A 26960-nucleotide genomic window follows, 5' to 3' on the forward strand; every position below is an offset into this window, starting at 1 on the left:
TTCCAGTCCGCCGCCGCCCGGCGGGCCGTGGATCTAACCGGTGCAGGGAGGCACGATGCTCGACACGCGCGACCACGCGGCCAGCTTCAAGGCCCAGTCACGGCAGGTCTCAAATCAACACGGTGGCCGCGCACTACGCGCGAGCGCCCGCGCGCCGCAGCCCGGCAAGCCTGCTATCTCGCTCGACGATTTTCTGCGCGACGCGCGTTTCGATGCGGACGATCCCGCTGCCCTCGGAGCACTGCTCGCTGATCTGATCGAGCGCGGCTACGATCGCGCGCCGACCTTGCCATGGCCGGGGCATGGGGAGACGCTGGTGCGCTGGCGCGCGCTGGCCGCCGTCGCCGCATGCGACCTCGGCCTCGTCAAACTGTTCGAAGGCCATACCGATGCGCTCGCGATTCTCGCCGAGCTCAATGGTCCGCTGCCGCCCGCGGCAAGCCGCTGGGGCGTGTGGGCCGCCGAAGCGCCGCACGCGCGGGTGCGCGCCATCGACGAAGGAATCCGGACCGTTGCCGGCGAGGGCGCGCAGGTGCGCCTGTCCGGCACCAAAGCCTGGTGCTCCGGCGCGCAGGCGCTCACCCATGCGCTCGTGAGCGCATGGCGCGACGACGAGCCCGTGCTCGCGGCGCTCGCGCTGGATCAGAGCTCGATCTCGATCGATACATCGAAGTGGCAGGCCGTCGGCATGCAGGCGACCGCGAGCGCGGATGTCACGTTCAAAGACACCGTGGCGACGCTCGTCGGCGCGCCGCATGCGTATCTGCGCCGCGCGGGCTTCTGGCATGGCGGCGCCGGTATCGCCGCGTGCTGGTACGGCGCGGCCGCGCAAATCGCGCGCACGCTGCGCGACGCGTGCGCCCGGCACGCGGACGCGCATCGGCTCGCTCATCTCGGTGCGACCGATGTCGCCTTGCAGTCGGCCGCCGCGCTGCTGCGCGAAACCGCCGCGTGGATCGACGCGCAGCCGTCGGCCGATGCAGCGACGCGCGTGTTGCGCGCGCGTCTGGCCGTCGAGCAGGCCGCGAGCGCCGTGATCGAGCACGCGACACGCGCGCTCGGCGCGGGCCCGTTGTGCCGCGACGCACGCTTCGCGCGGGCGCTCGCCGACCTGCCGGTGTTTCTGCGGCAGAGCCACGCGGAACGCGACCTCGCAGCGCTCGGCGAACGGCTCGTCGAGGCCGCTGACACGACTGCCGCGCCGGCATCGCATCAGGCGTCTTCGCAAACACTCGCGCCGTGGACGCCATGACTTTTTCCCCCTGCCTTGGGAGGATCGCTGAGATGAACTCGACGGCGCCGTACTTCGATGAACTCTACCGACGCAGCGACGATCCGTGGCGTTTGCGCGAAGGCTGGTACGAACGCCGCAAGCGTTCGCTGACGCTCGCGTTGCTGCCGCGGGCGCGCTATCGCAACGCGTTCGAACCGGGCTGCGCGAACGGCGAGTTGACGGCCGGGCTCGCGACGCGCTGCGACGCGCTGCTCGCCGCCGATCTGCACGCGCGCGCCGTCGAGCTTGCGTGTGAACGCGTGGCGGGCGCATCGAACGTGCGGATCGAGCAGCGCAGGGTGCCGCGCGACTGGCCGACGGAGCACGGGCCGTTCGATCTGATCGTGATCAGCGAGTTCGCGTACTACCTCGACGCGGCCGAGCTCGAAACGCTGGCCGCGCGCATCGCCGGGTCGCTGACGCCGGACGGCACGCTGCTCGCCTGTCATTGGCGCCGGCCGTTCGCCGAAGCGCGCGAATCCGCCGACCATGCGCACGCGCTATTCGATGCACGCTGCGGTCTCGCGCGTCTCGCGCATCACGACGAAGCCGACTTGCTGATCGACGTGTGGTCGCGCGACGCACGTTCGGTCGCCCAGCGCGAGGGGCTTCTATGATCGGCGTGATCGTTCCGGCGCATAACGAAGAGACGTTGCTCGCACGCTGCCTCGCGGCCTTGCTCGAAGCGTCGCGACACGAAGCGCTCGCCGGCGAGGAGGTGCGGATCGTCGTTGCGCTCGACGCGTGCAGCGATTTCAGCGGGGCGATCGCGCGCGCTTACGGCGTGCAGACGCTGACGCTGAAGGCGCGCAACGTCGGGATCGCGCGAGCGCTCGGCGCGTCGCTTCTGCTCGCGCACGGCGCGCGCTGGCTGGCGTTTACCGATGCCGACAGCCGCGTGTCGCCCGGTTGGCTGGCCGCGCAACTGGCGCTCGGCGCCGATGCGGTGTGCGGCTCGATCGCCGTCGACGACTGGAGCGCGCATCCGCACAGCGTGCGCGAATATTTTCGCAAGACGTATGTCGACGCCGACGGACATCGGCATGTGCACGGCGCGAATCTCGGCGTTTCCGCCGACGCCTATCGGCGCGCGGGCGGCTTTCCGCCGCTCAAGTGCAGCGAGGATGCCGCGCTCGTCGATCGCCTGATCGCGACCGGCGCGCGCATCGCGTGGAGCGCCGCGCCGCGCGTGACCACGAGCGCGCGCACCGTGGCCCGCGTGAGCGGCGGTTTCGGCGATACGCTCATTTCGTGGGCGACGGACGGCGCGCTGGCCTGAGCGACGGCGACGCGTCGCGGGCTCGTCTCGCTCGCAACTATCCGGACACCAGAACATTCGCACGGCAATCCGCCGCGGGGAGGACGAACATGATGGACGCGTTTTTCGTTCTATTCGGCCAAGGCAGGGAGCTCGATCCGTTGCAGATGGGTATGCGCTCGATCGCCGTGTTCGTGATCGCGCTCGCGCTGATCCGTGTATCGGGGCGCCGTTCATTCGGGCAGCGCTCGCCGTTCGATTCGGTCGTCGTGATTCTGCTCGGCGCGACGCTGAGCCGCGCGATCGTCGGTGCGTCGCCGTTTATCGCGACCGTCGTCGCGTCGTTCGCGATCGTCGTGTGTCACCGGGTGCTCGCGTGGTCGTTCATACGCTCGCGCCGCTTCGAGCTGCTGGTGGGCGGCGCCGAGCGCGAGGTGTTCAGCGACGGCAAGTTCCACGCGAACGAAATGCACGCGGCGCTCGTCACGCGCACCGACATCGAGGAAAGCGTGCGGCAGAAAACCGGCTCGCGCTCGATGGACGACGTGGCCGCCGCGATTCTCGAACGCAATGGCGAAGTGAGCGTGATTCGCAAGCGCGCGTGAGCGCCCGAACCCGTGAAGAGCGGGGCGCTCGCGCGGGGACACGGTAGCCGGCTCAGCCGCGCCCGCCTCGCGAAATCTCCGCGCCCGCGCCGCGCGGCAGGCGCAGCGTGACCGGAATCGACGCGAACGAGCATAGCCCGACCACGAGAAACGCGGGCCAGAAATCCGACCAGGTGATGCTCGGATGCCCATGCAGCGCGCGCGAAATCTGCAGCACGATGCCGCCGACCGTCACGCCGAGGCCGAGCGACATCTGCTGCACGACGCTGCCGAGGCTCGTCGCGCGGCCGACGTCGCGGCTCGCGATCTCCGCGTAGGTCAGCGAATTGAGGCTCGTGAACTGCAACGCGGGGAAGAAGCCGCCGAGCAACACGACGACCCAGATGATCCACGTCGGCGTGTGCGGGAAAAACAGCCCGCACGCGGCGATCGAAATGCCCGATAGCGCGGCGTTGAACACGAGCACCTGGCGAAAGCCGAAGCGGCGCAGCACCGTGGAGGCGATCGTGCGCATGAACATGCCGCCGAACGCGGACGCGCAGGTGATCAGCCCCGATTGGAACGCGCTCATGCCGTGGCCTTCCTGCAGCAGCAGCGGCAGCAGGAACGGCAACGCGCCGAGACCGATGCGAAATAGCGAGCCGCCGAGCACGCTCGCCTGGAAAGTCGGCACCTTGAAAAAACGCAAATCCAGAAGCGGCAGTGCGACGCGCTGCGCATACGCGACGTAGATCGCGAGCAGCGCCGCGCCGAGCGCGCACATGCCGAACGCGTCCGTATTCGAAATCACTTCGCCGCCGACCAGCGACAAGCCGAGCAACAGCAGCACCGCGCCCGCCGCCGACAGCAGGAAGCCGATCCAGTCGAGCGGGCCGGGGTCGGGCTCGCGCGTATTGGCGATATAGCGATTGGTCAGATAGATGCCGAGAATGCCGATTGGCACGTTGATGAAGAAGATCAGCCGCCAGTGCAGATACGTGGTGATGAAGCCGCCGAGCAGCGGACCGGCGGCGGGGCCGAGCATTGCGGGCACGCTCAGGTAATTCATCGCGCGGATGAAGTCGGCTTTCTCCACCACGCGAAAGATGATGATGCGCCCGACGGGCACCATCATCGCGCCGCCGACGCCCTGGATGAAACGCGCAACCGTGAAAGTGGCAAGCGAGTTCGACGCGGCGCACAACAACGAGCCCGTCACGAAGACGCCGATCGCGGTGCGGAATACCGTGCGCGCGCCGAACTTGTCGGCGAGCCAGCCGCATACCGGGATGAACACGCCGAGCCCGAGCACGTAGCTTGTCACCGCGATCTTCAGCGCGACCGGATCGCGCCCGAAATCGCGTGCCATGGCCGGCAGCGCGGTGACGATCACGTTGGCGTCGACGCTTTCCATGAACATGGCGCACGCGACGATAAGAGGCGCAATCAGAGCTTTTTGGGTCTGGGCGACGGTCATATCGGCGAGCCTGCGGCGAAGCGTCGCAGGCAAAGGGGGCATTATTGCACCTGTACGGTGCGGATTGTTAATACCTGCACGACCGATGCGGCCCCTTTACGAATTTTCCGTATCCGGTACGCGACGTTGGCATCGCGACGTCGCCAAAAAATATTGTTTTGTTGCGCTGCGGCACGAGATCGCTATAATCGGGTTATTCCGTAGGTATAAACCCTGATAAGGAGTCGCCATGAACACCGCATCGAATGCCGTCAGTTCCACCCCCGCTGCCAACACGTTCTTCGGCAAGCTGCGCGCGCTGGCGCTGCATGCGCTGAACCTCCACCTGCAGAACTGCGCAGTGATCGCCGAAGCGTACCGTCGCCCGAACTAAGCGCGAGTTTCCCGCGCGGGCCCCGCAAGGCCCTGCTGTCGTGTCAATGCCCGCTCGAGTAGCGGGCATTGTGCTTTCTGGCCCCGCCAAGCGGAGCACGTTCAGCGAGTCGGCTCCCCAGTCCCACCAGATAGACGCCCGCCGTCAGCCAATTCCGGGCTGCCATCGCCGTTTCCCTTCCTGATATCGTGCTTCCGCTCCTGATGACGGCACGCCCAGCCGTGATCTTGATGCCGCGGTTGCGCCGGCCCGATGCCTCGCATCACGCGAGGAAGCATTACAATCGCGCGCTTTTGACACGCGACGCGCAAGTGAACCGACGGCAAAATTGCTAATGCTGTCAACCTTTTGCACGTTTTGCCGTTATCACTTTGTAATCGCCGCCACAGGCGATACCGCGCGTGACGACCCGTCGCCGCGACCGCTCCTCGCAAGGCCCGCATTGACCATGTTCCACCGACTTCAACACAGCTTCGAGCGCCTCCCGGCGCTGCTCGGCCGTGCATCGAAAGCGCTTGGCAGCCGGGGCCTTCTGTCGCCCGTGCTCGCGCTCGTCATTTGCGGGTTGCTGCTGGTCGTGCTGCAGCATCTGTCCGAGGCAGTGAATTACCGTTCGGTGATCCGCGAACTGCGCCAGCTGTCGGCGCGCGAGTGGATCGGTGCGCTCGGCGCGACCGCGCTCAGCTACGTCGTTTTGGTCGGGCGCGACGCGGTCGGCCTGCGCTATCTCGGCGCGAGCGTGCCGCGCGCGGCGCTGTGGGTCGGCGCGACGGCCGGTTCGGCGCTCGGCAATGCGACCGGTTTCGGCGCGCTGACGGGCGGAGCGGTGCGCGCGCGCGTGTACGGCGTCGCGAACATCACGCCCGCGCAGATCGGCCGCATGACGGTGTTTACGAGCGTGTCGCTCGCGCTCGCCCTCGTCTTGATGACCGCGCTGGGCATGGTCTGCATGGCGGGCCAGCTCGCGCCGATGCTGCATCTGCCGCCAGTCGCGCTGCGCTGGAGCGGCGCTGCGCTGCTGCTCGCGCTGGCGCTCGCCGCGGCCGCGTGCCGTCGGCAAACCCGGCCGATCCGCACGCGCTGGCAGTGGCTCTCGTTCGATATTCCCGCGCGCCGCGATCTGCTCGCGCAGGTTGCGCTGGCGGTGCTCGACGTGGTCGCCGCGGGCCTCGCGTTGTGGGCATTGCTGCCGCATGCGAACGTGAGCTTCGTCGGCTTCATCACCGTCTACGCGGCCGCGATGCTGCTCGGCCTGATTGGCCATACGCCAGGCGGCGTCGGCGTGTTCGAAGCGGCGATGGTGTTCACGCTGAGCGGCAGCGTGCCGATGCATCAGATGGTCGCTGCGCTGCTCGCGTATCGCGCGATCTATTTCGGCGTGCCGCTGATCGTCTCCGCGGCGCTGCTCGCGGGCTTCGAGGGGCGCGCGCTGAAGAATCGTCTGTCGATGTTGCAGGCGCAGCGCGTGTCGGAACTCGCGCCGCTGTTTCTGAGCCTCGTCACGTTCGTGGTCGGCGGCATGCTGGTCATTTCGAGCGCGACGCCGGCGTTCTGGCAGCGCATTCATATGCTGCGCGACCTGGTGCCGCTGTGGGTGCTCGAAAGCTCGCAGATGCTATGCAGCGTGCTCGGCGTGCTGCTGCTGTTCGTCGCGCGCGGCCTGCTGCGGCGGCTCGATGCGGCATGGTGGATGACGCTCGCGCTCGCGTTGCTGAGCCTCGCGCTGTCGCTGACCAAGGGTCTCGCGTTCGTCGAAGCCGGTGTGCTCGGCATGCTGATCGTGCTGCTGCTCGCGACGCGCAAGCGCTTCAACCGTCATTCGTCGCTGTTCGCGGAGCGTTTCACGGCCGGCTGGCTCGTGTCGGTCGCGATGGTGCTGATGTTCGCGACGTGGATCATGCTGTTCGCTTTCCGTGACGTGCCGTACACGGGCGATCTGTGGTGGCAATTCGCGTTCGACGAGCGCGCGCCGCGCGCGCTGCGCGCGACGCTCGCCGCGAGCGTGTTCGCCGCGACCTTCTCGTTCTGGCAATTGCTGCGTCCGGCGCCGGGCCGCTTCGTGAAGCCGGCGCCCGAAGATCTGCACGACGCCGCGCGCATCGTGCGCGCGCAGGAACGCAGCGATGCCGGTCTCGCGTTGATGGGCGACAAGAGCTTCCTGTTTTCGGAGTCGCGCGAAGCGTTCCTGATGTACGCGAAATACGGCCGCACGTGGGCCGCGTTGCACGATCCGGTGGGGCCGCGCGAAGAGTGGGCGGGTCTCATCAGCAAGTTCGTCGCGCTCGCGCATGCACATGGCGGTCGCGCCGCGTTCTACCAGGTGCGCGCGAATGCGCTGCCGCTGTATCTCGACGCTGGCCTCACGCTGATGAAGCTCGGCGAGGAAGCGCACGTCGTGCTCGACGACTTCGATCTGAAGGGCTCGCATCGCGCGCATCTGCGCTATGCGCTCAAGCGCGGCGAGCGCGACGGCTTTAGCGTCGAAGTGATCGATCAGGCCCATGTGCCGGCCTCGCTCGAAACGCTGCGCGGCATTTCCGACGGTTGGCTCGACAGCCGCGACGCGCGCGAGAAGAGCTTCTCGGTCGCGGCTTTCCATGACGAATACCTGGCCGCGCAGTCGGTGATGCTGGTGCGCCAGAACGGCGAGCCGGTCGCATTCGTGACCTTCATGACGACCGATATGAATACCGAGGCGACCGTCGGCGTGATGCGTCACGTCGAAAGCGTGTCGCCGTATGCGATGGAATATCTGTTCACGCAGCTCGCGCTGCATCTGAAAGAGGCGGGTTTCCGCTCGCTCAGTCTCGGCATTGCGCCGCTCTCCGGCGTGCAGCCGACGCCGCTCGCGTCGCGCTGGCATCGGCTGGCCGGCATCGTGTGGCGCTTCGGCGGCCGCTTCTACAACTTCCGCGGACTGCGTGCTTTCAAGAGCAAGTTCCAGCCGCGCTGGGAGCCGCGTTATCTCGCGGCATCCGGTTCGGGCGTGTTCTTCACGCTCGCGGACCTGTCGCTGCTGGCAGGAGGCCGGCGTTCATGACATTGCATCCGTTGTTCCGGCTCGCCGTCGCGGCGAGCGTTCTGAATTGCGGCGCGCTCGCGCACGCGGCCACCACCACCGTGCCCGGCGGCCGCTATGGCGACGTGCGCGTGACGCAGCCCGAGGGGCCGCTGCGCGGCTTCGTCGTGCTGTATTCGCAGGCAAGCGGCTGGAGCGCAGCCGATCAGCAGAGCGCCGATGCGCTCGCGAAAGCGGGCGCGATGACGGTCGGCGTCGATACCGCGCACTACGCGGCCAACCTCGCCGCGAAAAAGGAAACCTGTCATCAGCTGGTGGGCGATGCCGAGGCGCTCAGCCATCAGCTCGAACGGCAGTCGCAGTCGAGCCGCTACTTCGCGCCGATCGTCGCGGGTACGGGGCAGGGCGCGACGCTCGCGATGCACGTGCTCGAGCAGGCGCCGTCCAATACGATCGCGGGCGCGGTGTCGGTCGACGCCGATCACACGCTCGACGCGCGCTTCGAACCGTGTCCGCCCGACCCGACCGTGATTCGCGACAAGGTGCCGGGCTTCGTCGAAAAGGCGAGCACGGGCAATGCCGATCGCGCGCGTCTCGTTGCATTGCTGACGCCGCATCTGCAGCCGGTCTCGATCAGCGCCGACGACGTGTCCGACCTGCCGCTGATCGAATTGCCGGCCGCGCATCCGAACGGCTTGATGGCGATCGTGATTTCCGGCGATGGCGGCTGGCGCGATCTCGACAAGACGATCGCGCAGGCACTGCAGAAAGATGGCGTGTCGGTGGTCGGCTGGGACAGCCTGCGTTATTTCTGGAGCGAGAAGCCGCCCGCGCAAACGAGCCGCGATCTCGCGCGGGTGATGCAAACCTATGGCGAGCGCTGGCACGCGCAGCATATCGCGCTGATCGGCTATTCGTTCGGCGCCGACGTGCTGCCGTTCGCGTATAACCGCCTGCCGCAGGCGCAGCGCGATAAGGTGTCGCTGATTTCGCTGCTCGGCTTCGCGCCCGACGCCGATTTCCAGATCCGCGTCGGCGGCTGGCTCGGCATGCCCGCGAGCGACAAGGCGCTGAATGTGCGCCCCGAGTTGGCGCATGTGCCGCCGTCGATCGTTCAATGCTTCTATGGCGAGAGCGAGACCGACACGCTGTGTCCGGCGCTCGACAAGACCGGCGTCGACGTCATCCGCACGACCGGCGATCATCACTTTGGCCGCGATTACAACGCGCTCGAGCAACGCATTCTCGCGGCATTCAAAAAGCAGAGCGGCGTGCGCGATTGATGTCGGTGTTGGTCGTCTCAGCGGGGCGCGCTTGCCGGTGCGCCCCGTTTTTCTTGTGTGGCACTGGCGCACTGCGCGGAGATGCGCGGAGATTGACAAAGCTTGCCGAGTCGACGAAGATCGCCGACATGAACTGCCTCGACATCCGTATTGCGCTGATTATTAGCATCATTCATCGAATGGTGGGTTAGCGCGCGTCGACTTGCAGTCACACATAACCCGCCAAACGAGGCGGGTTTTTTTATGTCCGCTTTCAGGTTCATTCTCTGCCTGCCTCCTGGCGAACATGCCGCGATTGCTATCGTTCGATGTCGATCGCCGTTGATGCGTTGTTGCATCGAATGTTGCCACCCAGGAGCTTGCCGTGCTGTTAAACGAACTCGAACAGGCCGCCGCAGCGGCCGGGCGCGTCGCGCCGTCCCACGACTACCTGAAAAAGACCCTGACCGCGCGCGTCTACGACGTGGCGCGCGAGACCGAACTCGAACGCGCGCCGAACCTGTCGGCGCGGCTGCGCAACCCGGTCTATCTGAAGCGCGAGGACAACCAGCCGGTGTTCTCGTTCAAGCTGCGCGGCGCATACAACAAGATGGCGCATATTCCGGCCGAGGCGCTCAGTCGCGGCGTGATCACCGCGTCGGCGGGCAATCATGCGCAGGGCGTGGCGTTATCGGCGGCACGCATGGGCGTGAAGGCGATCATCGTCGTGCCGGTGACGACGCCGCAGCTCAAGGTCGACGCGATCCGCACGCATGGCGGGCCGACCGTCGAGATCGTGCAGTTCGGTGAGTCGTATAGCGACGCCTATGGTCACGCGGTCAAGCTGCAGGAAGAGCGCGGCCTGACTTTCGTGCATCCGTTCGACGATCCGTACGTGATCGCCGGCCAGGGCACCGTCGCGATGGAAATCCTCAGCCAGCACCAAGGGCCGATTCACGCGATCTTCGTGCCGATCGGCGGCGGCGGTCTCGCGGCCGGTGTCGCCGCCTACGTGAAATCGGTGCGCCCCGAGATCAAGGTGATCGGCGTGCAGACCGACGATTCGTGCGCGATGGCCGCGTCGTTGCAGGCGGGCGAGCGTGTGACGCTGAACGAAGCGGGCCTGTTCTCCGACGGCACCGCGGTGAAGCTCGTCGGCGAAGAGACCTTCCGTCTGTGCCGCGAATATCTGGACGAAGTGCTGCTCGTGAACACCGATGCGCTGTGCGCCGCGATCAAGGACGTGTTCCAGGACACGCGCAGCGTGCTCGAACCGGCGGGCTCGCTCGCGGTGGCCGGCGTCAAGCAGTATGCCGACCGGGAAGGCATCGAGAACCAGACGCTGATCGCGATCACGTCGGGCGCGAACATGAACTTCGACCGCATGCGCTTCGTCGCCGAACGCGCGGAGGTGGGCGAAGCGCGCGAAGCGGTCTTCGCGGTGACGATCCCCGAAGAGCGCGGCAGCTTCAGGCGCTTCTGCGAGCTGCTCGGCACGCGCAGCGTCACCGAGTTCAACTACCGGATCGCCGACGCGAACTCGGCGCATATTTTCGTCGGCGTGCAGATCCGCAATCGCAGCGAATCGGCGCAGATCGCCGGCGCCTTCGAAGCGCACGGTTTTGCCACCGTCGACCTGACCTTCGACGAACTGTCGAAGCAGCACATCCGCTACATGGTCGGCGGCCGCTCGCCGCTCGCGCGCGACGAACGACTGTTTCGCTTCGAGTTTCCGGAACGTCCGGGCGCGCTGATGAAATTCCTGTCGTCGATGGCGCCGAACTGGAACATCAGCCTGTTCCACTACCGCAACCAGGGCGCGGACTACAGCTCGATTCTGGTCGGCATTCAGGTGCCCGGGAGCGACCACGCGGCGTTCGAGCGCTTCATCGAAACGCTCGGCTATCCGTGCTGGGAAGAGACAAAAAATCCGGTCTATCGACTATTTCTTGGCGAATTGAAGCTCGTTTAGCGGATCGGGGTTTACCTGAGGGCACGCCATGCCGCAGCACGAGCCGCGGGTCGTCCAAATCGGCGGAAAACCCCGCCAGTCTTGCGTTTGCGGCCGAAACATCCGCGCGGCGCCGGCTCCCGCCTTACACCTTCTATCGCGCAACGCGATACGGCCTATCCGCTATATCGCATTGCGGGATAGGCGTCGCGATCGTCACACTGAGCGCAAATTTCATCACCGCATTCAGGAGACTACATGCGCACCCAAGTCGGCATCATCGGTGCAGGGCCCGCTGGCCTGCTTCTTTCCCATCTGCTTCATTTGCGCGGTATCGACTCGGTCGTGCTCGAAACGCGCACGCGCGATCAGATCGAATCGACGATTCGCGCCGGCGTGCTCGAGCAGGGCACGATGGACCTGCTGACGCAAACCGGTCTCGGCGAACGCATGAAAGCCGAAGGCGCGCTGCATCACGGTTTCGAACTCGCGTTCGAAGGCAAGCGTCGCCGCATCGATCTGACCGACCTCACCGGTCATGCGATCACGGTTTATGCTCAGCACGAAGTAATCAAGGATCTAGTCGCGGCGCGCGTGGCCGCGGGCGCCGAACTGCGTTTCGGTGTGTCGGAGACGTTGGTGCACGGCATCGATACCGAGAAGCCGTCGATCCGCTATCGCCACGAAGGCGCGGAGCACGAACTGCAATGCGACTTCGTGATCGGCTGCGACGGCTCGCAAGGCGTGTCGCGCCAGGCGATCCCGCAGACGCTGCGCAAGGATTTCGAGCGCGTCTATCCGTTTGGCTGGTTCGGCATTCTGTGCGAAGGCCCGCCATCGTCGGACGAGCTGATCTACGCGCGCCACGAGCGCGGCTTCGCGCTGATCAGCACGCGCTCGCCGAACGTCCAGCGCATGTATTTCCAGTGCGATCCGAAGGACTCGGTCGACAACTGGTCCGACGATCGCATCTGGGCCGAGCTGCATGCGCGCGCTGATTCGGACGAAGGCCACAAGATCATCGACGGCAAGATCTTTCAGAAGAACATCGTCGGCATGCGCAGCTTCGTGTCGACGACGATGCAGTACGGGCGCCTCTTCCTCGCTGGCGACGCCGCGCATATCGTGCCGCCGACTGGCGCGAAGGGCATGAACCTCGCGGTCGCCGACGTGAACGTGCTCAGCAAGGCGCTCGACGCGTTCTACAAGGAAAACCGCGCCGATCTGCTCGACCGTTACAGCGAAACCGCGCTCAAACGCATCTGGCGCGCCGAGCACTTCTCGTACTGGATGACCAGCATGCTGCATCGTATCGAAGGCGCTTCGGCGTTCGAGCAGCAACTGCAGGTCGCCGAGCTCGAGTACGTGACGACGTCGCGTACGGCCGCGACCGTACTGGCGGAGAACTACGTCGGCGTCGCCGGCGCGCAGATGCAGGCGCAGCTGTAAGCGCTACTGCAAGCGCCGCGCGATCATCGGGATCGCTAATTGATCGACAGATCCCGATGCGCGGCCGCCTGAAACTCCTTGGGCGTGACGCCGGTCTGCTTGCGGAAATAGCGGCTGAAATAGGCCGCATCTTCGAAACCGAGCGCATGCGCGATCTGTTTGATGCTCGAACCCGAGTAGACCAGATCGCGCTGCGCCTCGCGTATCAACTGATCGTTGACGAGCGACAGCGGCGAATGGCCAAGCTCCTCACGACAGATGCGCCCCAGTTGCGCCGCGGTCACCCCCAATTTTTCCGCATAAAAATCGACTGGCAGATGCTCGCGCACATGGGTGGCGATCAGTTCGCGTAGCCGTTTGATCTGCGCGGCGCGCCGGTCATTGACGGTCGCGCCCGCGCTCGACGCGGCATCGGTCAGACGGGCGACCTGCACGAAAAGTGCAATCATCAGCGACATGCCCGCGGCGATATGGCCGCGCGCGCTGCCGCGAAATTCCTGCTCCAGCAAACCGAACAAGGGCATCAACGTGCGCTCGCCGACCGCGGGCCGCACGGGAATCAGCGCGGGCCGTTGCAGCACCGGCAAGAGGCCCGGCGACACTGCTTTCGAAATCGACTCCAGCGCGCGCTGCGCGGCCGTAATCACGAGCCCGTCGATCTCCGGCGAAAACACGAAACCGTGCACCGTTTGCGCTGGAATCAGGATCAGGCATGGCGCTTCGATCGTGAGCTTTTCGCTTTCGATCAGCACGTGGCCCGAACCGCTGCGGATATAGAGAATCTGCAGCAATGCATCGTGCCGGTGCGCGGCGATATGCCAGTCGTTCGGACGACTGCGCTCGACGATCCATTCGAAATTGAACGCGTCGTACCACGGCGGCCGAGCGGACTCTCCGTACAGATCGTAGTTAGGGATATTCCTCATGCGGTTTTGTCTCCAATGTTCGAATTGTCCTGCGATGCGCTGCCTTTGTCCAATTTCGTCCCGAACCGCGTGGCTATACTTTTTTCCATCGGAGACGCGGTCGAATGACGCAGTTTGGTGAAGCCGGCCAACCTAAGCTCGCCGCGATCGTGAACATGGAGATCGGGAGGACTAAGCAAATGAATCAACGGAAAGATCGGCGCGACACACCCGCCAACGCGCGACACTGGCTCGGGCTCGAAGGTAGCGTCTGCGTCGTGAGCGGCGCGGCGGGCGGCATCGGCAGCGCGATTGCTCAGGTGTTGGGCGACGCTGGCGCACGCGTGGCGCTGCTCGATCGCGATGAGCAGAAGTGCCGTGACGTCGCGCAAGCGCTGAGCGCGAGCGGTGTCGAAGCGCTGGCGCTCGCCTGCGATATCGGCGACATCGATAGCGTGCGCGGCGCGGTGTCGGAGGTCGAAGCGCGCCTCGGCGTCGCCGATGTGCTCGTGAACAACGCGGGCCTGTTGCGGCCGGGGGGCATCGAAGAGATTGGACTCGATGCATGGAATGCGATGCTGCGCGTGAATCTGACCGGCTACATGCTGTGCTCGCAGCAATTCGGTCAACGCATGCTGAAGCGCGGCGCTGGCGCAATCGTGCATGTCGCGTCGGTGGCCGCGCATCATCCGCAGACCTATAGCGGCGCTTACAGCGCGGGCAAGGCTGGCGTCGCGATGCTGTCGAAGCAGATTGCGGCGGAGTGGGGACCACGCGGCATTCGCAGCAATACCGTGTGCCCGGGCATGATCCGCACGCCGCTGTCGGCGGCGTTCTACGAGCACGGCGATATCGAACGCCGGCGCAGCGCGATGACCGCGAGCCGCCGGATCGGCGAGCCGAACGATATCGCCGATGTCGTCGCGTTTCTCGCGAGCGAACGCGCGGCCTATGTGAACGGCGCCGAAGTCGTCGTCGATGGCGGCTTCGAAAGCATGCTGATGGACCTCGTGCCGCGTCCCGGCTTCGAAGCCAACCAGGCCGCGCAAGCCACCCGGGCCGACCGCCAGGTCCGAGCGTAAGGAGACCATCATGACCAACGCAACACGCGGCGCAACACTCACGTGCGACGTGCTCGTGATCGGTTCGGGTGCGGGAGGGCTGTCGACCGCGATCACCGCGCGCAAACACGGTCTCGATGTCGTCGTGATCGAGAAGGAGCCGTTCTTCGGCGGCACGACCGCGTTTTCAGGCGGTGTGCTGTGGATTCCGGGCAACCGTCACGCAAACAGCAACGGCGTCAGCGATACGCGCGAAGCGGCGCTGACCTATATGCGCAGCGAAACCGGCGCGTGCTTCGATGCCGCCGCCGTCGACGCGTTTCTCGACACGGGCCCTGAGATGCTCGACTTCTTCGAGCGCGAAACCACCGTCAAATTCGTGCCGACGCTGTATCCCGACTATCACCCGAACGTGGGTGGTGGTGTCGACATTGGCCGCTCGGTCGTCGCCGCGCCGTTCGATGCGCGCGCGCTGGGCCAGGACATCTCGCGATTGCGCCCGCCGCTGAAGACGATCACGTTCATCGGCATGATGTTCAATTCGTCGAACGCGGACCTGAAGCACTTCTTCAATGCGACGCGTTCGCTCACCTCCGCGCTGTACGTCGCGAAGCGCCTCGCGAGCCATCTGAAGGATCTTGCGCTGTACCGGCGCGGCGTGCAGATCACGAGCGGTAACGCGCTCGCCGCGCGGCTCGCGAAGTCCGCGCTCGATCTCGGCATTCCGATCCATACGAACACGGCCGCTCGCGAGCTGACCGTGGCGAACGGCAGCGTGACCGGCGCGCTCGTCGCCGGACCGCAAGGCGAGATGCGCATCGTCGCGCGACGCGGCGTGGTGCTCGCGTGCGGCGGCTTCTCGCGTGACGTCGCACGGATCGCCCGCGCGTATCCGCATCTGCGGCGCGGCGGCGAACACCTGTCGCCGGTGCCGCGCGGCAATACGGGCGACGGCGTCGGCATGGCCGAACGTCTCGGTGCGCGGGTGGCGATCCGTTTTCCGCAGCCCGCCGCATGGATGCCGGTGTCGCGCGTGCCGATGAGCGACGGCAGCGTCGGCGTGTTTCCGCATCTGGTGGATCGCTACAAGCCTGGCGTGATCGGCGTGACGCGCGCGGGCAAGCGCTTCACCAACGAAGCGAATTCGTATCACGACGTGGGTGCCGCGATGATCGAGGCCTGCGCGAACGAACGCGAAACCGCGATGTGGCTGATCTGCGATCACGCGACGATCCGCAAATACGGGCTCGGTTATGCGAAGCCGGCGCCCGTGCCGCTCGGCCCGCTGCTGCGCAACGGCTATCTGAGCAAGGGCCGCACGCTCGCGGAACTCGCGCGCAACGCGGGTCTCGACGGCACGGCGCTCGAGGCGACCGTGAAGCGCTACAACGCCGACGCGGTGCGTGGCGAAGATCGCGAATTCGGCCGCGGTACGACGTCGTTCAATCGCTATCTGGGGGACCCGGAGCACCAGCCGAACCCGTGCGTCGCGCCGATCGGCGACGGTCCGTACTACGCGCTGAAGGTCGTGATGGGCGATCTCGGCACCTTCGACGGCATCTCGACGAACGTCACCGGCGAAGTGCTCGACGTGAAAGGCGCACCGATCGCCGGCCTGTACGCGGTCGGCAACGATCGCGCGAGCGTGATGGGCGGCAACTATCCGGGCGCGGGTATCACGCTCGGGCCGATCATGACGTTCGGCTATATCACTGGCCGTCATCTCGCGGGCGTGAGCGTGAAAAGCGCAAACAGCGCGAAGAGCGCAAGCAACGCGGACACCCGCGCAGCCGAAACCGTATTGAGGACCGGCACATGAGCCAGGGCAAACCTTTCGTCGATCATCGCATCTACACGATCCGTCCGCGCGGCATGACGGAGTTCATCGACGTTTTCGACCGGCTCGCGATGCCGATTCAGCTCAAGTATCTGGGCGCGCCAGTCGGCTTTTACATGAGCGATATCGGCGTGCTGAACCAGGTCGTGCATCTGTGGGGCTACGAGAGCATCGGCGACTACGACCAGCGCCGCACCGCGCGCGATGCCGATCCGGACTGGCCCGCGTATCTGCAGGCGTCCGCGCATCTGATCGTCGCGCAGGAGAGCCGCATCATCAGGCGAGTCGACTTCAGGACGCTGACGATGCTGCGCTAGCCGCCCGTTCGAGGAGGAGACAGGCATGAACGAACGGACAGCGCGACGCGAGCAAGCACGGTCGCGACTACCGTCGCGGCGACCGCATGTTGAACGGCAATTCGAACAATAAGAAAACACCTCTTCATCCCAAGGAGACATCGCAATGAACCATCTGAAAGGAGCACGCACATGAGCCGCTCCGAACGCAGTGTAGACGTGCAGGCCTTTATCGACGGACAGCGCTTCTCGCCGTTTCAATGGACGATTCTGGTGCTGTGCTTTCTGGTCGTCGCCGCCGACGGTTTCGACACCGCCGCGGTCGGCTTCATCGCACCGTCGCTCGTGCAGCAGTGGGGCATCGCGCGCAGCGCGCTCGGCCCGGTGATGAGCGCGGCGCTGGTAGGACTCGGCATCGGCGCGCTCGCGGCCGGCCCCTGCGCGGACCGCATCGGACGCAAGACGGTGCTGGTGCTGTCGGTGTTCTTCTTCGGGCTGTGGAGTCTCGCGGCGGCCCGCGCGAGCTCGATCGAATCGCTGAGCTTGCTGCGCTTTTTCACCGGCCTCGGTCTCGGCGCGGCGATGCCCAACGCGGTCACGCTGATGGCCGAGTACGCACCCGCGCGGATTCGCGCGGTCGCCGTCAATGCGATGTTCTGCGGCTTTTCAGGCGGTCTCGCGATCGGCGGTCTCGCATCCGCATGGCTGATTCGGCATTTCGGCTGGCCGAGCGTGCTGGTCGCCGGCGGCGCGGGTCCGCTCGTGCTGAGCGTGATGCTGATACTGTTTCTGCCAGAATCGGCGCAATTTCTCGCGGTGCGTAAGCGCGCCGATCAACGGATTGCGCGAATCCTGCAACGCATCGCGCCCCACGACCGCTTCGACGGATGCCGTTTTTTCGCGGTCGACGTGTGCCGCAATACCGGCGACGCGCGTTCGCAATGGGCGCTCACGATCATCCTGGCGGCGCGCTACCGCTTCGGCACGCTGATGCTGTGGCTCGCCTATTTCATGGGGCTACTGATTTACTATCTGCTGACCAACTGGCTGCCGACGCTGTTCAAGGACACCGGCTTCTCCGGTGAAAAGGCCGCGTTGATGACGTCGCTGTTTCCGTTCGGGGGCATCCTCGGCAATCTGTGCGTCGGCTGGGTGATGGATCGCTTCGCCGGGCATCGTGTGATCGCGTTCACCTATGTCCTCGTCGGCGCGCTCGTGTTGCTGGTCGGGCGGGGCGTCGGCCATCAGGTCTGGCTCGGGACGCTGATCTTCCTGACCGGCACGGTCGCGACCAGCGCGGTCACGTCGATGTCGGCGCTCGCGGCGAGCTTCTACCCGACCCGGGCGCGCGCGACGGGCGTGGCGTGGATGCTGGGAATCGGCCGCGTCGGCGGCGTGGCGGGCGCGCTCATCGGCGCGGCGTTGATGGGGCTCGGCTGGCACTTCGGCGCCGTGTTCAGCCTGCTCGCGGTGCCGGCCGTGATCGCGGCGGGCGGGGTGGTATTGATGATGCGGCGCGAGCCGCTCGATCACGCATCGGTCGATGAAAACGTCGGCGCCATAGCGATCGAATGAGCGCGGCGTCGGGCGTGCCGCTACGCTCGAACAACGCGCGACCGCTCAGGACGCGCGCAGCAACGCCATTTCGTTGTGCAGCAGCGCGAGCAATTCGTCGTCGGTTGGCCGCGTGCCCCAGTGGCGCGCGCCGGCCACCGACGCGATCGCCATCCACGAATGCGGTGGAAACCATTCGCGCACCAGCGTGCCGTCCTGGCGCAGGCACAGCTGGCCGGTCAGCTCGCTGTATTCGGCGCAAATGTGCGCGCCGTCGACCTGCGCGGTTACTCGTCTCGGATCCTTGCGTAGCACGTCGTCGCTCCTGTCAAAGGGGTGGCGCGAATGCAAGCGCGACACGGTGGCGCGATGGACGCCACCTGCCGTCTATCAATGGTCATGCCCGCGATCGTCATGACCATGACCGTGCGAGCCGTTGTCGTGCCAGTCGCCGTGCGGGCCGCGTGCATCGCGCCATTCGTCGTGATGACGTTGCCACTCGCGCCGCTCCCACTGGCGACGCTCCCAATAGCGATGACCATCGTAGTAGCGTTCGCCGTACCAGCCCGGAGCGACTATGACCGCGGGAGGCGGCGCAGGCGCATAGACGGGCGCGGGCTGCACATAGACGGGCGGCGGAGCCTCGACCACGGCGGGCACGACCGCGATGCCCGGCACGCCGATATTCACACCGACATCGACGTGCGCGAAAGCGGCCGTCGATGCGCCGATCGCGAGACCCGCGACGACGGTCAACGATACCCAGCGGTTGCGTGAAAGACTCATGATTGTTCTCTGTTTGTTGTGTGGATGTCTGCGATGGAGTGGCGAGCCGGACGCGCACCTACTGCGCGTGATGGCCCGATCAATAACGTTCGTAGTAGTGGTCATGATGCGGATGATCGTCAGGGACGACGATGCAGCCGCTCAACGCGCCACCGAGCGTGGCGGCAAGAATGACCAATGCGAGGATTTTTTTCATGATGTTGCTCCCTGAAATCTGTGATGCGAGTGCCTGTCGTGCGAAGCGTTTCATCTGATCCGCTTTCGTTTGAACCGAACTCTACTGAGCGGCGCGATTACCGGTGTGTTTGTGTGTAACAGGACGTGTCGATCCGAGCTCGCGCCGAAGCGTCGATGCGAGTGCGATGAACGAGGAGGGAAGGCGCCGCGGGTTACGGGTCGAAATGCCGGGCGACTGTCAAGCGCGCGGGCAAACCCTTGAAGGGTCTATGAAAAAAAACGCCTTCAAAGGCAGACGAAGCATGGATTCGAAGCGAAGCTTCGGCGCCTCGATTGCTGAAAAAAGAAGCGCATCAAATTTTGGATTATGTATGCGCCGCAGATACATTCGGTTGCAGACTGGGTAAGAAGTTCGGTAGTGCGCTCGGGCGAGCGTGATGGAAAGACGCTACACCTGTAGCGTCATCAGCTTGTCTTAAGCTTCGGTGGGATAGGTAAAAACGCATCGCGCGCGCAACCTACTGCGCGGCCGCGGGCTCCGGGGCGGTCGCTTCGCGATAGCCGAGCCGCGTCGAAATCGCGAGACCGGCCTCTTTGAGCAACGCGACGTAATGCTGCTTCGTGTCGGCACCGCAGCGCATCGTCGGAAACGAAATCGACAGACCGGCGATCACACGGCCGAAGCGGTCGAACACGGGCACCGCGATGCATTGCAGGCCTTCTTCCTGCTCCTCGTTGTCCTCGCCGTAGCCCTGCTCGCGTACGCGCGGCAGGATGCTCAACACCGCTTCGGCGCAGGTCAGGGTCTTTTGCGTCGACTTGCGAAATTCGATGTGCGAGAGCACGTCACGCGCGTCGGCCGGGTCCATCCATGCGAGCAGCACCTTGCCGATCGCCGTGCTATGCAGCGGATTGCGTCGGCCGATCCGCGACTGCATGCGCAGTCCGTAGTCGGCGTCGATCTTGTGGATGTAGATGATCGCGTCGTCGTCGAACGCGCCCAGGTGTACCGCTTCGCGCGTCATCTGGCCGATGCGGCGCATCTCGATGTCGGCCTCGCGCACCAGATCGACGCTTTCGAGCGCTTTCGCGCCGAGCTCGAACAGACGGATCGTCAGCCGATAGCGTTCGGTTTCGACTTCCTGGCTCACGTAGCCGAGCGCCTTCAGTGTTTGAATCACACGATGCACGGTCGTCTTCGACATGCCGAGCCGTTGCGACAACTCGCTGATGCCGATCTGTCCGGTGTCGCCGATCGCGCCGAGAATCGCGAACACGCGCCCGATCGACGACGCCGATTCGCCGCGCTCACCGCTGTGCGCATCGAGCGACGCTGCGCCGGCGGGTTCCTTGCGGGCTTTGCCGCGGGTCTTATCGAGCGCCTTGTCGAGCGTCTTGTCGCGCGCAGTGTTCCTCGCAGTATTCCTGTGTGTTCCCGTTGCCGCCATGTCCGTCATTCCCTGTCTGTGCCAACTCGCCGCTGCCGCATCGAGCCGATGCTCACCGGCGCGAGAGCATAGCGCGTCGCGCGCACTCGTGGCGAGCTTGTGCCGTCCCTAGCGCGCGAGCCAGCCGCCATCCACCGCCAGTGTATGCCCATGCACGTAGTCCGACGCCGACGAGGCGAGAAAAACCACCGGCCCCGCGAGATCGTCGGGCACGCCCCAGCGGCCGGCCGGAATGCGGCCGAGTATCTCCTCGTTGCGCTGCGCGTCGTCGCGCAACGCCGCGGTGTTCGCGGTCGCCATATAGCCGGGCGCGATCGCGTTCACGTTGATGCGTCGCGCGGCCCATTCGTTCGCGAGCAGTCGCGTCAGACCGAGCACGCCGCTTTTCGACGCGGTGTACGACGCGACGCGGATGCCGCCCTGGAACGACAGCATCGACGCGACGTTGATGATCTTGCCGCCGCTTTGCTGGCGCACGAACTGACGCGCCGCGGCCTGCGACAGGAAGAACAGGCTCTTGAGATTCACGTCCATGACCGCGTCCCAGTCGTCTTCGCCAAACTCGAGCGCGTCTTCGCGACGGATGATGCCTGCGTTATTGACGAGCACGTCGATGCGGCCGAACGCTTCGACCGCGGCGCGCACGATGTCGTCGACCGAAACGCTCGACGCGAGATCGGCGCGCACGTCGGCGAAGCGGCGCCCGAGCGTCTCGACGCGCGCGGCGGTCGCGCCCGCGTCCGCGCGACTGACACCGACGATGTCGCAACCGGCCGCGGCGAGCGCGACGGCCATGCCGGCGCCGAGGCCGGTGTTGCTGCCGGTCACGATGGCGACCTTGCCGGTCAGATCGAAAGTGTTCACTGTGTTCGGACTCCTGTTCGCTCAGCGCAGCTCGCGGACCGCGAGATGGTCCATGTCGCCGAACACCTGGTTCTCGCCGACCATGCCCCAGATGAATGTGTACGCGCGCGTGCCGACGCCCGAATGGATCGACCAGCTCGGCGAGATCACCGCCTGCTCGTTGCGCACGACGATGTGCCGGGTTTCGTGCGGCTCACCCATCATGTGGAAGACGGCGGCGTCGTCGGCGACGTTGAAGTAGAAATACACTTCCATGCGGCGCTCGTGCGTGTGGCAGGGCATCGTGTTCCACAGGCTGCCCGGTTCGAGCTTCGTCATGCCCATCGACAGCTGGCAGGTCCGCAGCACGTCGGGCACGATGAACTTGTAGATGGTGCGGCGGTTGCTCGTGGCCGGATCGCCGAGGGTTTCGGGCGAGGCCTGGTCGAGCGAGATCGTGCGGGTCGGATAGGTGGCGTGCGCGGGCGCGCAGTTCAGATAGAACTTCGCCGGCCGGGTGGCGTCGGCGCTGCCGAACGCGACCGCTTGCGCGCCCTTGCCGATATAGATCGCCTCTTCGCGGCGCACCGTGTAGCGCGTGCCGTCGACGTCGACCCAGCCGTCGCCGCCGATGTTGATCGCGCCGAGTTCACGCCGCTCGAGCAGATAGTCGACGCCGATCGCCTTGCCGAGCGAGCCCGGCACTTCGACCGCGCGCTCGACCGGCCACACGCCACCGACGATGATCCGGTCGATATGGCTGTACGTGAGCTTCAACGCATCGCGCTCGAAGATCTGCTCCACCAGAAACTCGCGACGCAGCCCGGTGGTGTCGAGCGTCTTCGCGTATTCGCTGTTGATGGCCTGTCTCACGTCCATTGATCGTTCTCCTGTCGGTATGCGGGGCGCGGCGCCACCTTCCTCGTGCCCGAGACTGTAACGCAGAATCTAGATTTCGGAACACTGGTCCGAAAATATTGTGACGGGTGATCGCGGCTGGCAACGCATAGCGCGAACGACCGGGTAAACGATAGTCAGGTTTGAGAAATAAAACGGAACGGCGTTCCTTTCGTGATGCTATATTGCGCCGAACAGGGAGAGCCCGGCGTAGAACGGGACACCAACGCGGGTCATTGGCCCGTCAACGGGACGTCACCGTCCATGGAGGAGGCATGAAGATCAAGAAGGCCATCGACCGCATTCCTGGCGGTCTGATGCTGGTGCCGCTGCTGCTCGGCGCCTGTGTGCATACGTTCGCGCCGGGCGCGGGCAAATACTTCGGCTCGTTCACCAACGGCCTGATTACCGGCACGGTGCCGATCCTCGCGGTATGGTTCTTCTGCATGGGCGCGACGATCGACCTGCGCGCGACCGGCACCGTGCTGCGCAAGTCGGGCACGCTGCTCGTCACCAAGATGCTGGTCGCGTGGATCGTCACGCTGATCGCGGCGCGCTTCATTCCGATCGATGGCATCAAGACCGGGCTGTTCGCGGGACTGTCGATGCTCGCGATCACCACGTCGATGGACATGACCAACGGCGGCCTGTACGCGGCCGTGATGCAACAGTACGGCACGAAGGAAGAGGCGGGCGCGTTCGTGCTGATGTCGGTCGAATCGGGGCCGCTGATCAGCATGATCATTCTGGGTGCGACGGGGGTCGCGTTCTTCGAGCCGCGCCTGTTCGTCGGCGCGGTGCTGCCGTTCCTGATCGGGTTTGCGCTCGGCAACTTCGATAGCGAACTGCGCGAGCTGTTCGGCCGCTGCGTGCATCCGCTGATTCCGTTTTTCGGCTTTGCGCTCGGCAACGGCATCGATCTGAACGTGATCGTCACGAGCGGCCTGCCGGGCATCGTGCTGGGGCTTGGCGTGATCGTCGTGACTGGCGTGCCGCTGATTCTCGCCGATCGCTGGATTGCCGGCGGCAATGGCGCGGCGGGGCTGGCGGCGTCGTCGACGGCAGGGGCCGCGGTCGCGAATCCGGCGATCATCGCCGACATGATTCCGAGCTTCAAACCGCTGGTGCCGGCCGCGACCGCGATGGTCGCCACCGCTTGCCTCGTGACCGCGATTCTGGTGCCGATCCTCACGGCGCTGTGGGTGCGCCGGCATCATGCGCGCGACGCGCTGCGCGAGGAGTTCGCCACGGCGACGCAGGCGGCGCCGCTCAACGAGCAGCGCGATGCGCCCGTTTGAATGAGTCGGTAGCAGGAAGCCGGCGCGCCGCTCAGCGCGCCAGCTTCGCTTCGAGCATCGCTTTCACCGCCGGCCATTCGTCGTCGATGATGCTAAAGCGCACCGAGTTGCGCTTGCGCCCATCGGGCATGATCCGCTCGTGCCGCACGATGCCTTCCTGTTGCGCGCCGATGCGCAGGATCGCCGCGCGCGATTTGTCGTTGAGCTCGTCGGTCGTGAACTGCACGCGCACGCAGCGCATCACGTCGAACGCGTGGCACAGCAGCAGATATTTCGCCTCGGTGTTCACGACCGAGCGCTGCGCCGAGGCGGCGAGCCACGTATGGCCGATTTCGAGCTTGCGGTTCGCGCGATCGATCTTCCAGAACCGCGTACTGCCGACGATCCGGCCAGCACGGTCATTCTCGTCATCCTCGTCGCGCCGCACGATCGTGAACGGCATCACCTTGCCGGCCGCACGGCCGGCGAGCGCGGTGGCGATATAGGCGTCGATCGTCGCCGGGCCCGGCACGACGGTCAGCTTCATGTCCCACAGTTGCCCGTCGGCGGCGGCGTCGACGAGGGCCTGCGCGTGCTCCTCGCGCAGCGGCCGCAGCTCGACGAACGAGCCGCTCAGCGTGGGCTGCATCGATTCGGCGGAAATATCGTTCATGGCAATAAAAAAGGTCCGCGAGCGGAAGACTCGTGGACCTGGCAGATCGGTTGAGCCGCGCTCGGGAACGATGCGAGAGGCAAAACCGCGGCGCCGTTCCCGAAGCGCGTGATTGGCGTGATTAAACCCGTGATTAAACCCGTGATTAAACCGACATCACCGTGACCGCCTTGGTCACGAGGTAGGCTTCCATCGCCTCCGGACCGCCTTCCGAGCCGTAGCCGGAATCCTTGACGCCGCCGAACGGCATTTCCGGCGTCGGCGTGGCAGGCTGGTTGATCCACAGCATGCCGACTTCCATGCGCTGCGACAGCAGGTGCACGTTGGCGAACGACTTCGTGTACGCGTAGCCGGCGAGGCCGAACGGCAGGCGGTTCGCTTCGGCGATCGCTTCTTCGAGCTTGTCGAAGCCGCGAATCGCGGCGACCGGGCCGAACGGCTCGTTGTTGAACACGTCGGCGTCGAGCGGCACGTCGGTCAGCACGGTGGCCGCGAAGAAGTTGCCTTCGGTACCGACGCGCTCGCCGCCCGTCGCGACCTTCGCGCCGGTCTTGCGGGCGTCGTCGACGACCTTGGCCATCGCCGTCAGACGGCGCGCGTTGGCGAGCGGCCCGAGCGTCGTGCCTTCGGCAAGACCGTCGCCGAGCTTCAGGCTTTCAGCGTGCTTGACGAGCGCCGCGGCGAACTCTTCGCGGAGGCTGTTGTGCACGAGAAAACGCGTCGGCGAGATGCAGACCTGGCCCGCGTTGCGGAACTTCGCGGCGCCGGCTGCCTTGACGGCGAGCGCGACGTCGGCGTCTTCTGCGACGATCACCGGCGCGTGACCGCCGAGCTCCATCGTCGCGCGCTTCATGTGCGAGCCGGCCAGCGCCGCAAGCTGCTTGCCGACCGGCGTCGAGCCCGTGAACGTAACCTTGCGGATCACCGGATGCGGGATCAGGTAGCTCGAGATTTCAGCCGGATCGCCGAACACGAGGCCGACCGTGCCGGCCGGCACGCCGGCCTCGACGAAGGCTTGCAGCAGCGCCGCCGGCGACGCCGGGGTTTCTTCCGGCGCCTTGACGAGGAACGAGCAGCCGCAGGCGAGCGCCGCCGACAGCTTGCGCACGACCTGGTTGACCGGGAAGTTCCACGGCGTGAACGCCGCGACCGGGCCGATCGGCTCCTTCAGCACCTGCGACTGCGCGGCAAGGTTGCGCGACGGCACGATGCGGCCATACACGCGGCGGCCTTCGTCCGCGAACCATTCGATGATGTCCGCGGCCGCCAGCACTTCGCCGCGCGCCTCGGCGAACGGCTTGCCCTGTTCCTGCGTCATCAGGCGGCCGATGTCCGCGGCGCGCTCACGCACGAGGGCGGCGGCACGGCGCATGACGGTTGCGCGCTCGTTGGCCGGCACCTTGCGCCAAGCTTCGAAGCCGCGCTGCGCGGCTTCGAGCGCGCGGTCCAGATCGGCGATGCCGGCATGCGCGACCTTGCCGATGGCTTGGCCGGTGGCGGGGTTGATCACGTCGAGGGTCTTGCCGCTGGCGGCGTCGCACCATTCGCCGTTGATCAGAAGACGGGTATCGGTATAGCTCGAGATGGCCATGCTGGGTTCCTGTGAGTGGGAAAACAACTGGCCGCGCGGACGTGCGGCACGAGGCGACATTCCTGCGCGGCCATGAATGAATTGCGGATACCATTTATCTTATCTGATTGCGGGCAATCGCACCGGCGCGGCCCGCAGGCGCCCGGTCGCGGCATGCGGCTTGCTGAGGTTTGGCACCGGAGCGATTTTGCGGGTCGTGCCGGGGCGCCGCGTCGGCGCTGCACGAAACGCTTGCAGGACGCAGCGCTTCATCCATTCAACCGCTACTACAGCGCATCACGAGGACATCGCCATGCCAACCGGAACAGTGAAATGGTTCAACGACGCAAAGGGCTTCGGCTTCATCACTCCCGATGACGGCGGCGAAGATCTGTTCGCCCATTTTTCGGAGATTCGATCCGAAGGTTTCAAGTCGTTGCAGGAAAACCAGAAAGTCAGTTTCGAAATCAAGCAGGGGCCGAAAGGCAAACAGGCTGCCGACATCAAGCCCGTGTGACGCCGGCCGGGCGGCTCGTCCGCATGCGAGGCAACCATGGATAAGGACGCCGCCTACGCGGAGATCGAGCGCAATGGCGGCGCCGCCTATGCGAAAAACTTCGCCGCGCGCTATCCCGACGAACCGCTGACGCCGTTCTGTCATCGCTATCTGTTCGAGCAGGCGGAGCGCGACGACGCGGCGCATGAGGCGGCCGCCGCCACGCACGACGACGAGCGCGGTTTCGCGCTGAGGTCGCTCGCGCGCATGGAGGCGTCGTCGCATATCGCGCAGGCGGCGGCGAGCGCGTCGCGCGACGCTGCGGCCGCCGCCCACACGTCGGCGCGCGCGGCGCGGCGCTCGGCCTTCTGGACCATGATCGCCGCGCTCGCGTCGGCGCTCGGCGTAGTGGTAAACGCGGCCCTCAATCTCGGCTGGCTCGAATGGGCGAGGCATCTCGCGCGATGAGCGACGCGTCGGGCCGAGCGTTCGCG

Annotated in this window: 26 protein-coding genes; 16 read left to right on the forward strand and 10 right to left on the reverse strand. The window is 65.8% G+C overall.

Translation table 11 applies throughout. The features are described 5' to 3' along the window. The first annotated feature begins 55 nt into the window (after window positions 1–55). The 4 genes from OKW38_RS08315 to OKW38_RS08330 all read left to right on the forward strand — a co-directional run bounded on the left by OKW38_RS08315 (window position 56) and on the right by OKW38_RS08330 (window position 3136). Entirely contained in the window at window positions 56–1252 is a 1197-nt protein-coding gene (locus OKW38_RS08315) for an acyl-CoA dehydrogenase (protein ID WP_429360956.1), read from the forward strand. Between the two features lie 32 nt (window positions 1253–1284). Beyond that, window positions 1285–1890, forward strand: a complete 606-nt coding sequence (locus OKW38_RS08320) for an SAM-dependent methyltransferase (protein ID WP_090805264.1) — start codon at window positions 1285–1287, stop codon at window positions 1888–1890. Next, the gene (locus OKW38_RS08325; protein WP_090805262.1) at window positions 1887–2552 is read left to right on the forward strand and encodes a glycosyltransferase; all 666 of its coding nucleotides are present in this window, start codon (window positions 1887–1889) and stop codon (window positions 2550–2552) included. The genes OKW38_RS08320 and OKW38_RS08325 overlap by 4 nt, the downstream gene beginning before the upstream one ends. Before the next feature lie 89 nt (window positions 2553–2641). Further along, the gene (locus tag OKW38_RS08330; RefSeq protein ID WP_090805813.1) at window positions 2642–3136 is read left to right on the forward strand and encodes a DUF421 domain-containing protein; all 495 of its coding nucleotides are present in this window, start codon (window positions 2642–2644) and stop codon (window positions 3134–3136) included. Between the two features lie 52 nt (window positions 3137–3188). Here OKW38_RS08330 and OKW38_RS08335 read toward each other — a convergent pair whose 3' ends face one another. Then, window positions 3189–4592 (reverse strand): MFS transporter, encoded by a 1404-nt coding sequence (locus OKW38_RS08335; protein ID WP_429360958.1) that lies wholly within the window; start codon window positions 4590–4592, stop codon window positions 3189–3191. Between the two features lie 229 nt (window positions 4593–4821). Between OKW38_RS08335 and OKW38_RS08340 the strand changes: the two genes are divergently transcribed. From OKW38_RS08340 to OKW38_RS08350, 3 genes are all read left to right on the forward strand, one after another. Then, window positions 4822–4965 carry a hypothetical protein gene (locus OKW38_RS08340; protein ID WP_167368656.1) on the forward strand — a complete coding sequence of 48 codons (144 nt, stop codon included), beginning with the start codon at window positions 4822–4824 and terminating at the stop codon, window positions 4963–4965. A 448-nt stretch (window positions 4966–5413) separates the two neighbouring features. Then, complete coding sequence (gene mprF / locus OKW38_RS08345) at window positions 5414–8005, forward strand: bifunctional lysylphosphatidylglycerol flippase/synthetase MprF (protein ID WP_429360960.1); 2592 nt, start codon at window positions 5414–5416, stop codon at window positions 8003–8005. Further along, the gene (locus OKW38_RS08350) at window positions 8002–9267 is read left to right on the forward strand and encodes a virulence factor family protein (RefSeq protein WP_429360962.1); all 1266 of its coding nucleotides are present in this window, start codon (window positions 8002–8004) and stop codon (window positions 9265–9267) included. The genes mprF and OKW38_RS08350 overlap by 4 nt, the downstream gene beginning before the upstream one ends. 17 nt (window positions 9268–9284) lie before the next feature. On the opposite strand, the gene OKW38_RS08355 is transcribed toward OKW38_RS08350, so the two are convergent. Further along, a complete protein-coding gene (locus OKW38_RS08355; protein ID WP_429360964.1) occupies window positions 9285–9530 on the reverse strand; it encodes a hypothetical protein in 246 nt (81 codons plus the stop codon). A gap of 101 nt (window positions 9531–9631) precedes the next feature. Between OKW38_RS08355 and ilvA the strand changes: the two genes are divergently transcribed. Both ilvA and OKW38_RS08365 read left to right on the forward strand, forming a co-directional pair. Beyond that, window positions 9632–11218: a threonine ammonia-lyase, biosynthetic gene (gene ilvA, locus OKW38_RS08360; RefSeq protein WP_429360966.1), complete on the forward strand. Its 1587-nt coding sequence runs from the start codon at window positions 9632–9634 to the stop codon at window positions 11216–11218. 237 nt (window positions 11219–11455) lie between these two features. Beyond that, window positions 11456–12646, forward strand: a complete 1191-nt coding sequence (locus OKW38_RS08365; protein ID WP_429360968.1) for a 4-hydroxybenzoate 3-monooxygenase — start codon at window positions 11456–11458, stop codon at window positions 12644–12646. A gap of 35 nt (window positions 12647–12681) precedes the next feature. Here the strand turns inward: OKW38_RS08365 and OKW38_RS08370 are convergent, their stop codons facing one another. Next, window positions 12682–13572 (reverse strand): helix-turn-helix domain-containing protein, encoded by an 891-nt coding sequence (locus OKW38_RS08370; RefSeq protein WP_429360970.1) that lies wholly within the window; start codon window positions 13570–13572, stop codon window positions 12682–12684. Between the two features lie 179 nt (window positions 13573–13751). On the opposite strand from OKW38_RS08370, the gene OKW38_RS08375 reads away from it, so the two are divergent. From OKW38_RS08375 to OKW38_RS08390, 4 genes are all read left to right on the forward strand, one after another. Then, on the forward strand, window positions 13752–14633 hold the full coding sequence (locus OKW38_RS08375) for an SDR family NAD(P)-dependent oxidoreductase (protein WP_429360972.1): 882 nt from the start codon (window positions 13752–13754) through the stop codon (window positions 14631–14633). A 10-nt stretch (window positions 14634–14643) separates the two neighbouring features. After that, window positions 14644–16431, forward strand: a complete 1788-nt coding sequence (locus OKW38_RS08380; RefSeq protein ID WP_429360974.1) for an FAD-dependent oxidoreductase — start codon at window positions 14644–14646, stop codon at window positions 16429–16431. After that, complete coding sequence (locus OKW38_RS08385; RefSeq protein ID WP_429360976.1) at window positions 16428–16766, forward strand: NIPSNAP family protein; 339 nt, start codon at window positions 16428–16430, stop codon at window positions 16764–16766. The genes OKW38_RS08380 and OKW38_RS08385 overlap by 4 nt, the downstream gene beginning before the upstream one ends. Window positions 16767–16937: 171 nt before the next feature. Further along, window positions 16938–18320 (forward strand): MFS transporter, encoded by a 1383-nt coding sequence (locus OKW38_RS08390; protein ID WP_429360977.1) that lies wholly within the window; start codon window positions 16938–16940, stop codon window positions 18318–18320. Window positions 18321–18365: 45 nt separating this feature from the next. Here the strand turns inward: OKW38_RS08390 and OKW38_RS08395 are convergent, their stop codons facing one another. From OKW38_RS08395 to kduI, 5 genes are all read right to left on the reverse strand, one after another. Continuing rightward, a complete protein-coding gene (locus tag OKW38_RS08395; protein WP_090805246.1) occupies window positions 18366–18614 on the reverse strand; it encodes a hypothetical protein in 249 nt (82 codons plus the stop codon). A 75-nt stretch (window positions 18615–18689) separates the two neighbouring features. Beyond that, complete coding sequence (locus OKW38_RS08400) at window positions 18690–19085, reverse strand: hypothetical protein (protein WP_429360979.1); 396 nt, start codon at window positions 19083–19085, stop codon at window positions 18690–18692. Between the two features lie 695 nt (window positions 19086–19780). Next, a complete protein-coding gene (kdgR, locus tag OKW38_RS08405; RefSeq protein WP_429360981.1) occupies window positions 19781–20719 on the reverse strand; it encodes a DNA-binding transcriptional regulator KdgR in 939 nt (312 codons plus the stop codon). Window positions 20720–20818: 99 nt separating this feature from the next. After that, window positions 20819–21574, reverse strand: coding sequence for a 2-dehydro-3-deoxy-D-gluconate 5-dehydrogenase KduD (gene kduD, locus OKW38_RS08410; protein WP_429360982.1), 756 nt, complete (start codon window positions 21572–21574; stop codon window positions 20819–20821). A 21-nt stretch (window positions 21575–21595) separates the two neighbouring features. Further along, the gene (gene kduI / locus OKW38_RS08415) at window positions 21596–22432 is read right to left on the reverse strand and encodes a 5-dehydro-4-deoxy-D-glucuronate isomerase (protein ID WP_429360983.1); all 837 of its coding nucleotides are present in this window, start codon (window positions 22430–22432) and stop codon (window positions 21596–21598) included. Between the two features lie 293 nt (window positions 22433–22725). Between kduI and kdgT the strand changes: the two genes are divergently transcribed. Continuing rightward, entirely contained in the window at window positions 22726–23748 is a 1023-nt protein-coding gene (gene kdgT, locus OKW38_RS08420; protein WP_429360985.1) for a 2-keto-3-deoxygluconate transporter, read from the forward strand. 31 nt (window positions 23749–23779) lie between these two features. On the opposite strand, the gene OKW38_RS08425 is transcribed toward kdgT, so the two are convergent. Both OKW38_RS08425 and OKW38_RS08430 read right to left on the reverse strand, forming a co-directional pair. Beyond that, entirely contained in the window at window positions 23780–24400 is a 621-nt protein-coding gene (locus OKW38_RS08425; protein ID WP_429360987.1) for a GNAT family N-acetyltransferase, read from the reverse strand. Window positions 24401–24545: 145 nt separating this feature from the next. Beyond that, a complete protein-coding gene (locus OKW38_RS08430) occupies window positions 24546–25991 on the reverse strand; it encodes an NAD-dependent succinate-semialdehyde dehydrogenase (RefSeq protein WP_187612760.1) in 1446 nt (481 codons plus the stop codon). 292 nt (window positions 25992–26283) lie between these two features. Between OKW38_RS08430 and OKW38_RS08435 the strand changes: the two genes are divergently transcribed. After that, window positions 26284–26487, forward strand: coding sequence for a cold-shock protein (locus OKW38_RS08435; protein WP_007181784.1), 204 nt, complete (start codon window positions 26284–26286; stop codon window positions 26485–26487). Window positions 26488–26523: 36 nt separating this feature from the next. Continuing rightward, window positions 26524–26934 carry a hypothetical protein gene (locus OKW38_RS08440; protein WP_429360989.1) on the forward strand — a complete coding sequence of 137 codons (411 nt, stop codon included), beginning with the start codon at window positions 26524–26526 and terminating at the stop codon, window positions 26932–26934. Window positions 26935–26960 lie beyond the last annotated feature (26 nt).

Source organism: Paraburkholderia sp. MM5496-R1 (assembly GCF_050436205.1).
Lineage (GTDB): Bacteria > Pseudomonadota > Gammaproteobacteria > Burkholderiales > Burkholderiaceae > Paraburkholderia > Paraburkholderia tuberum.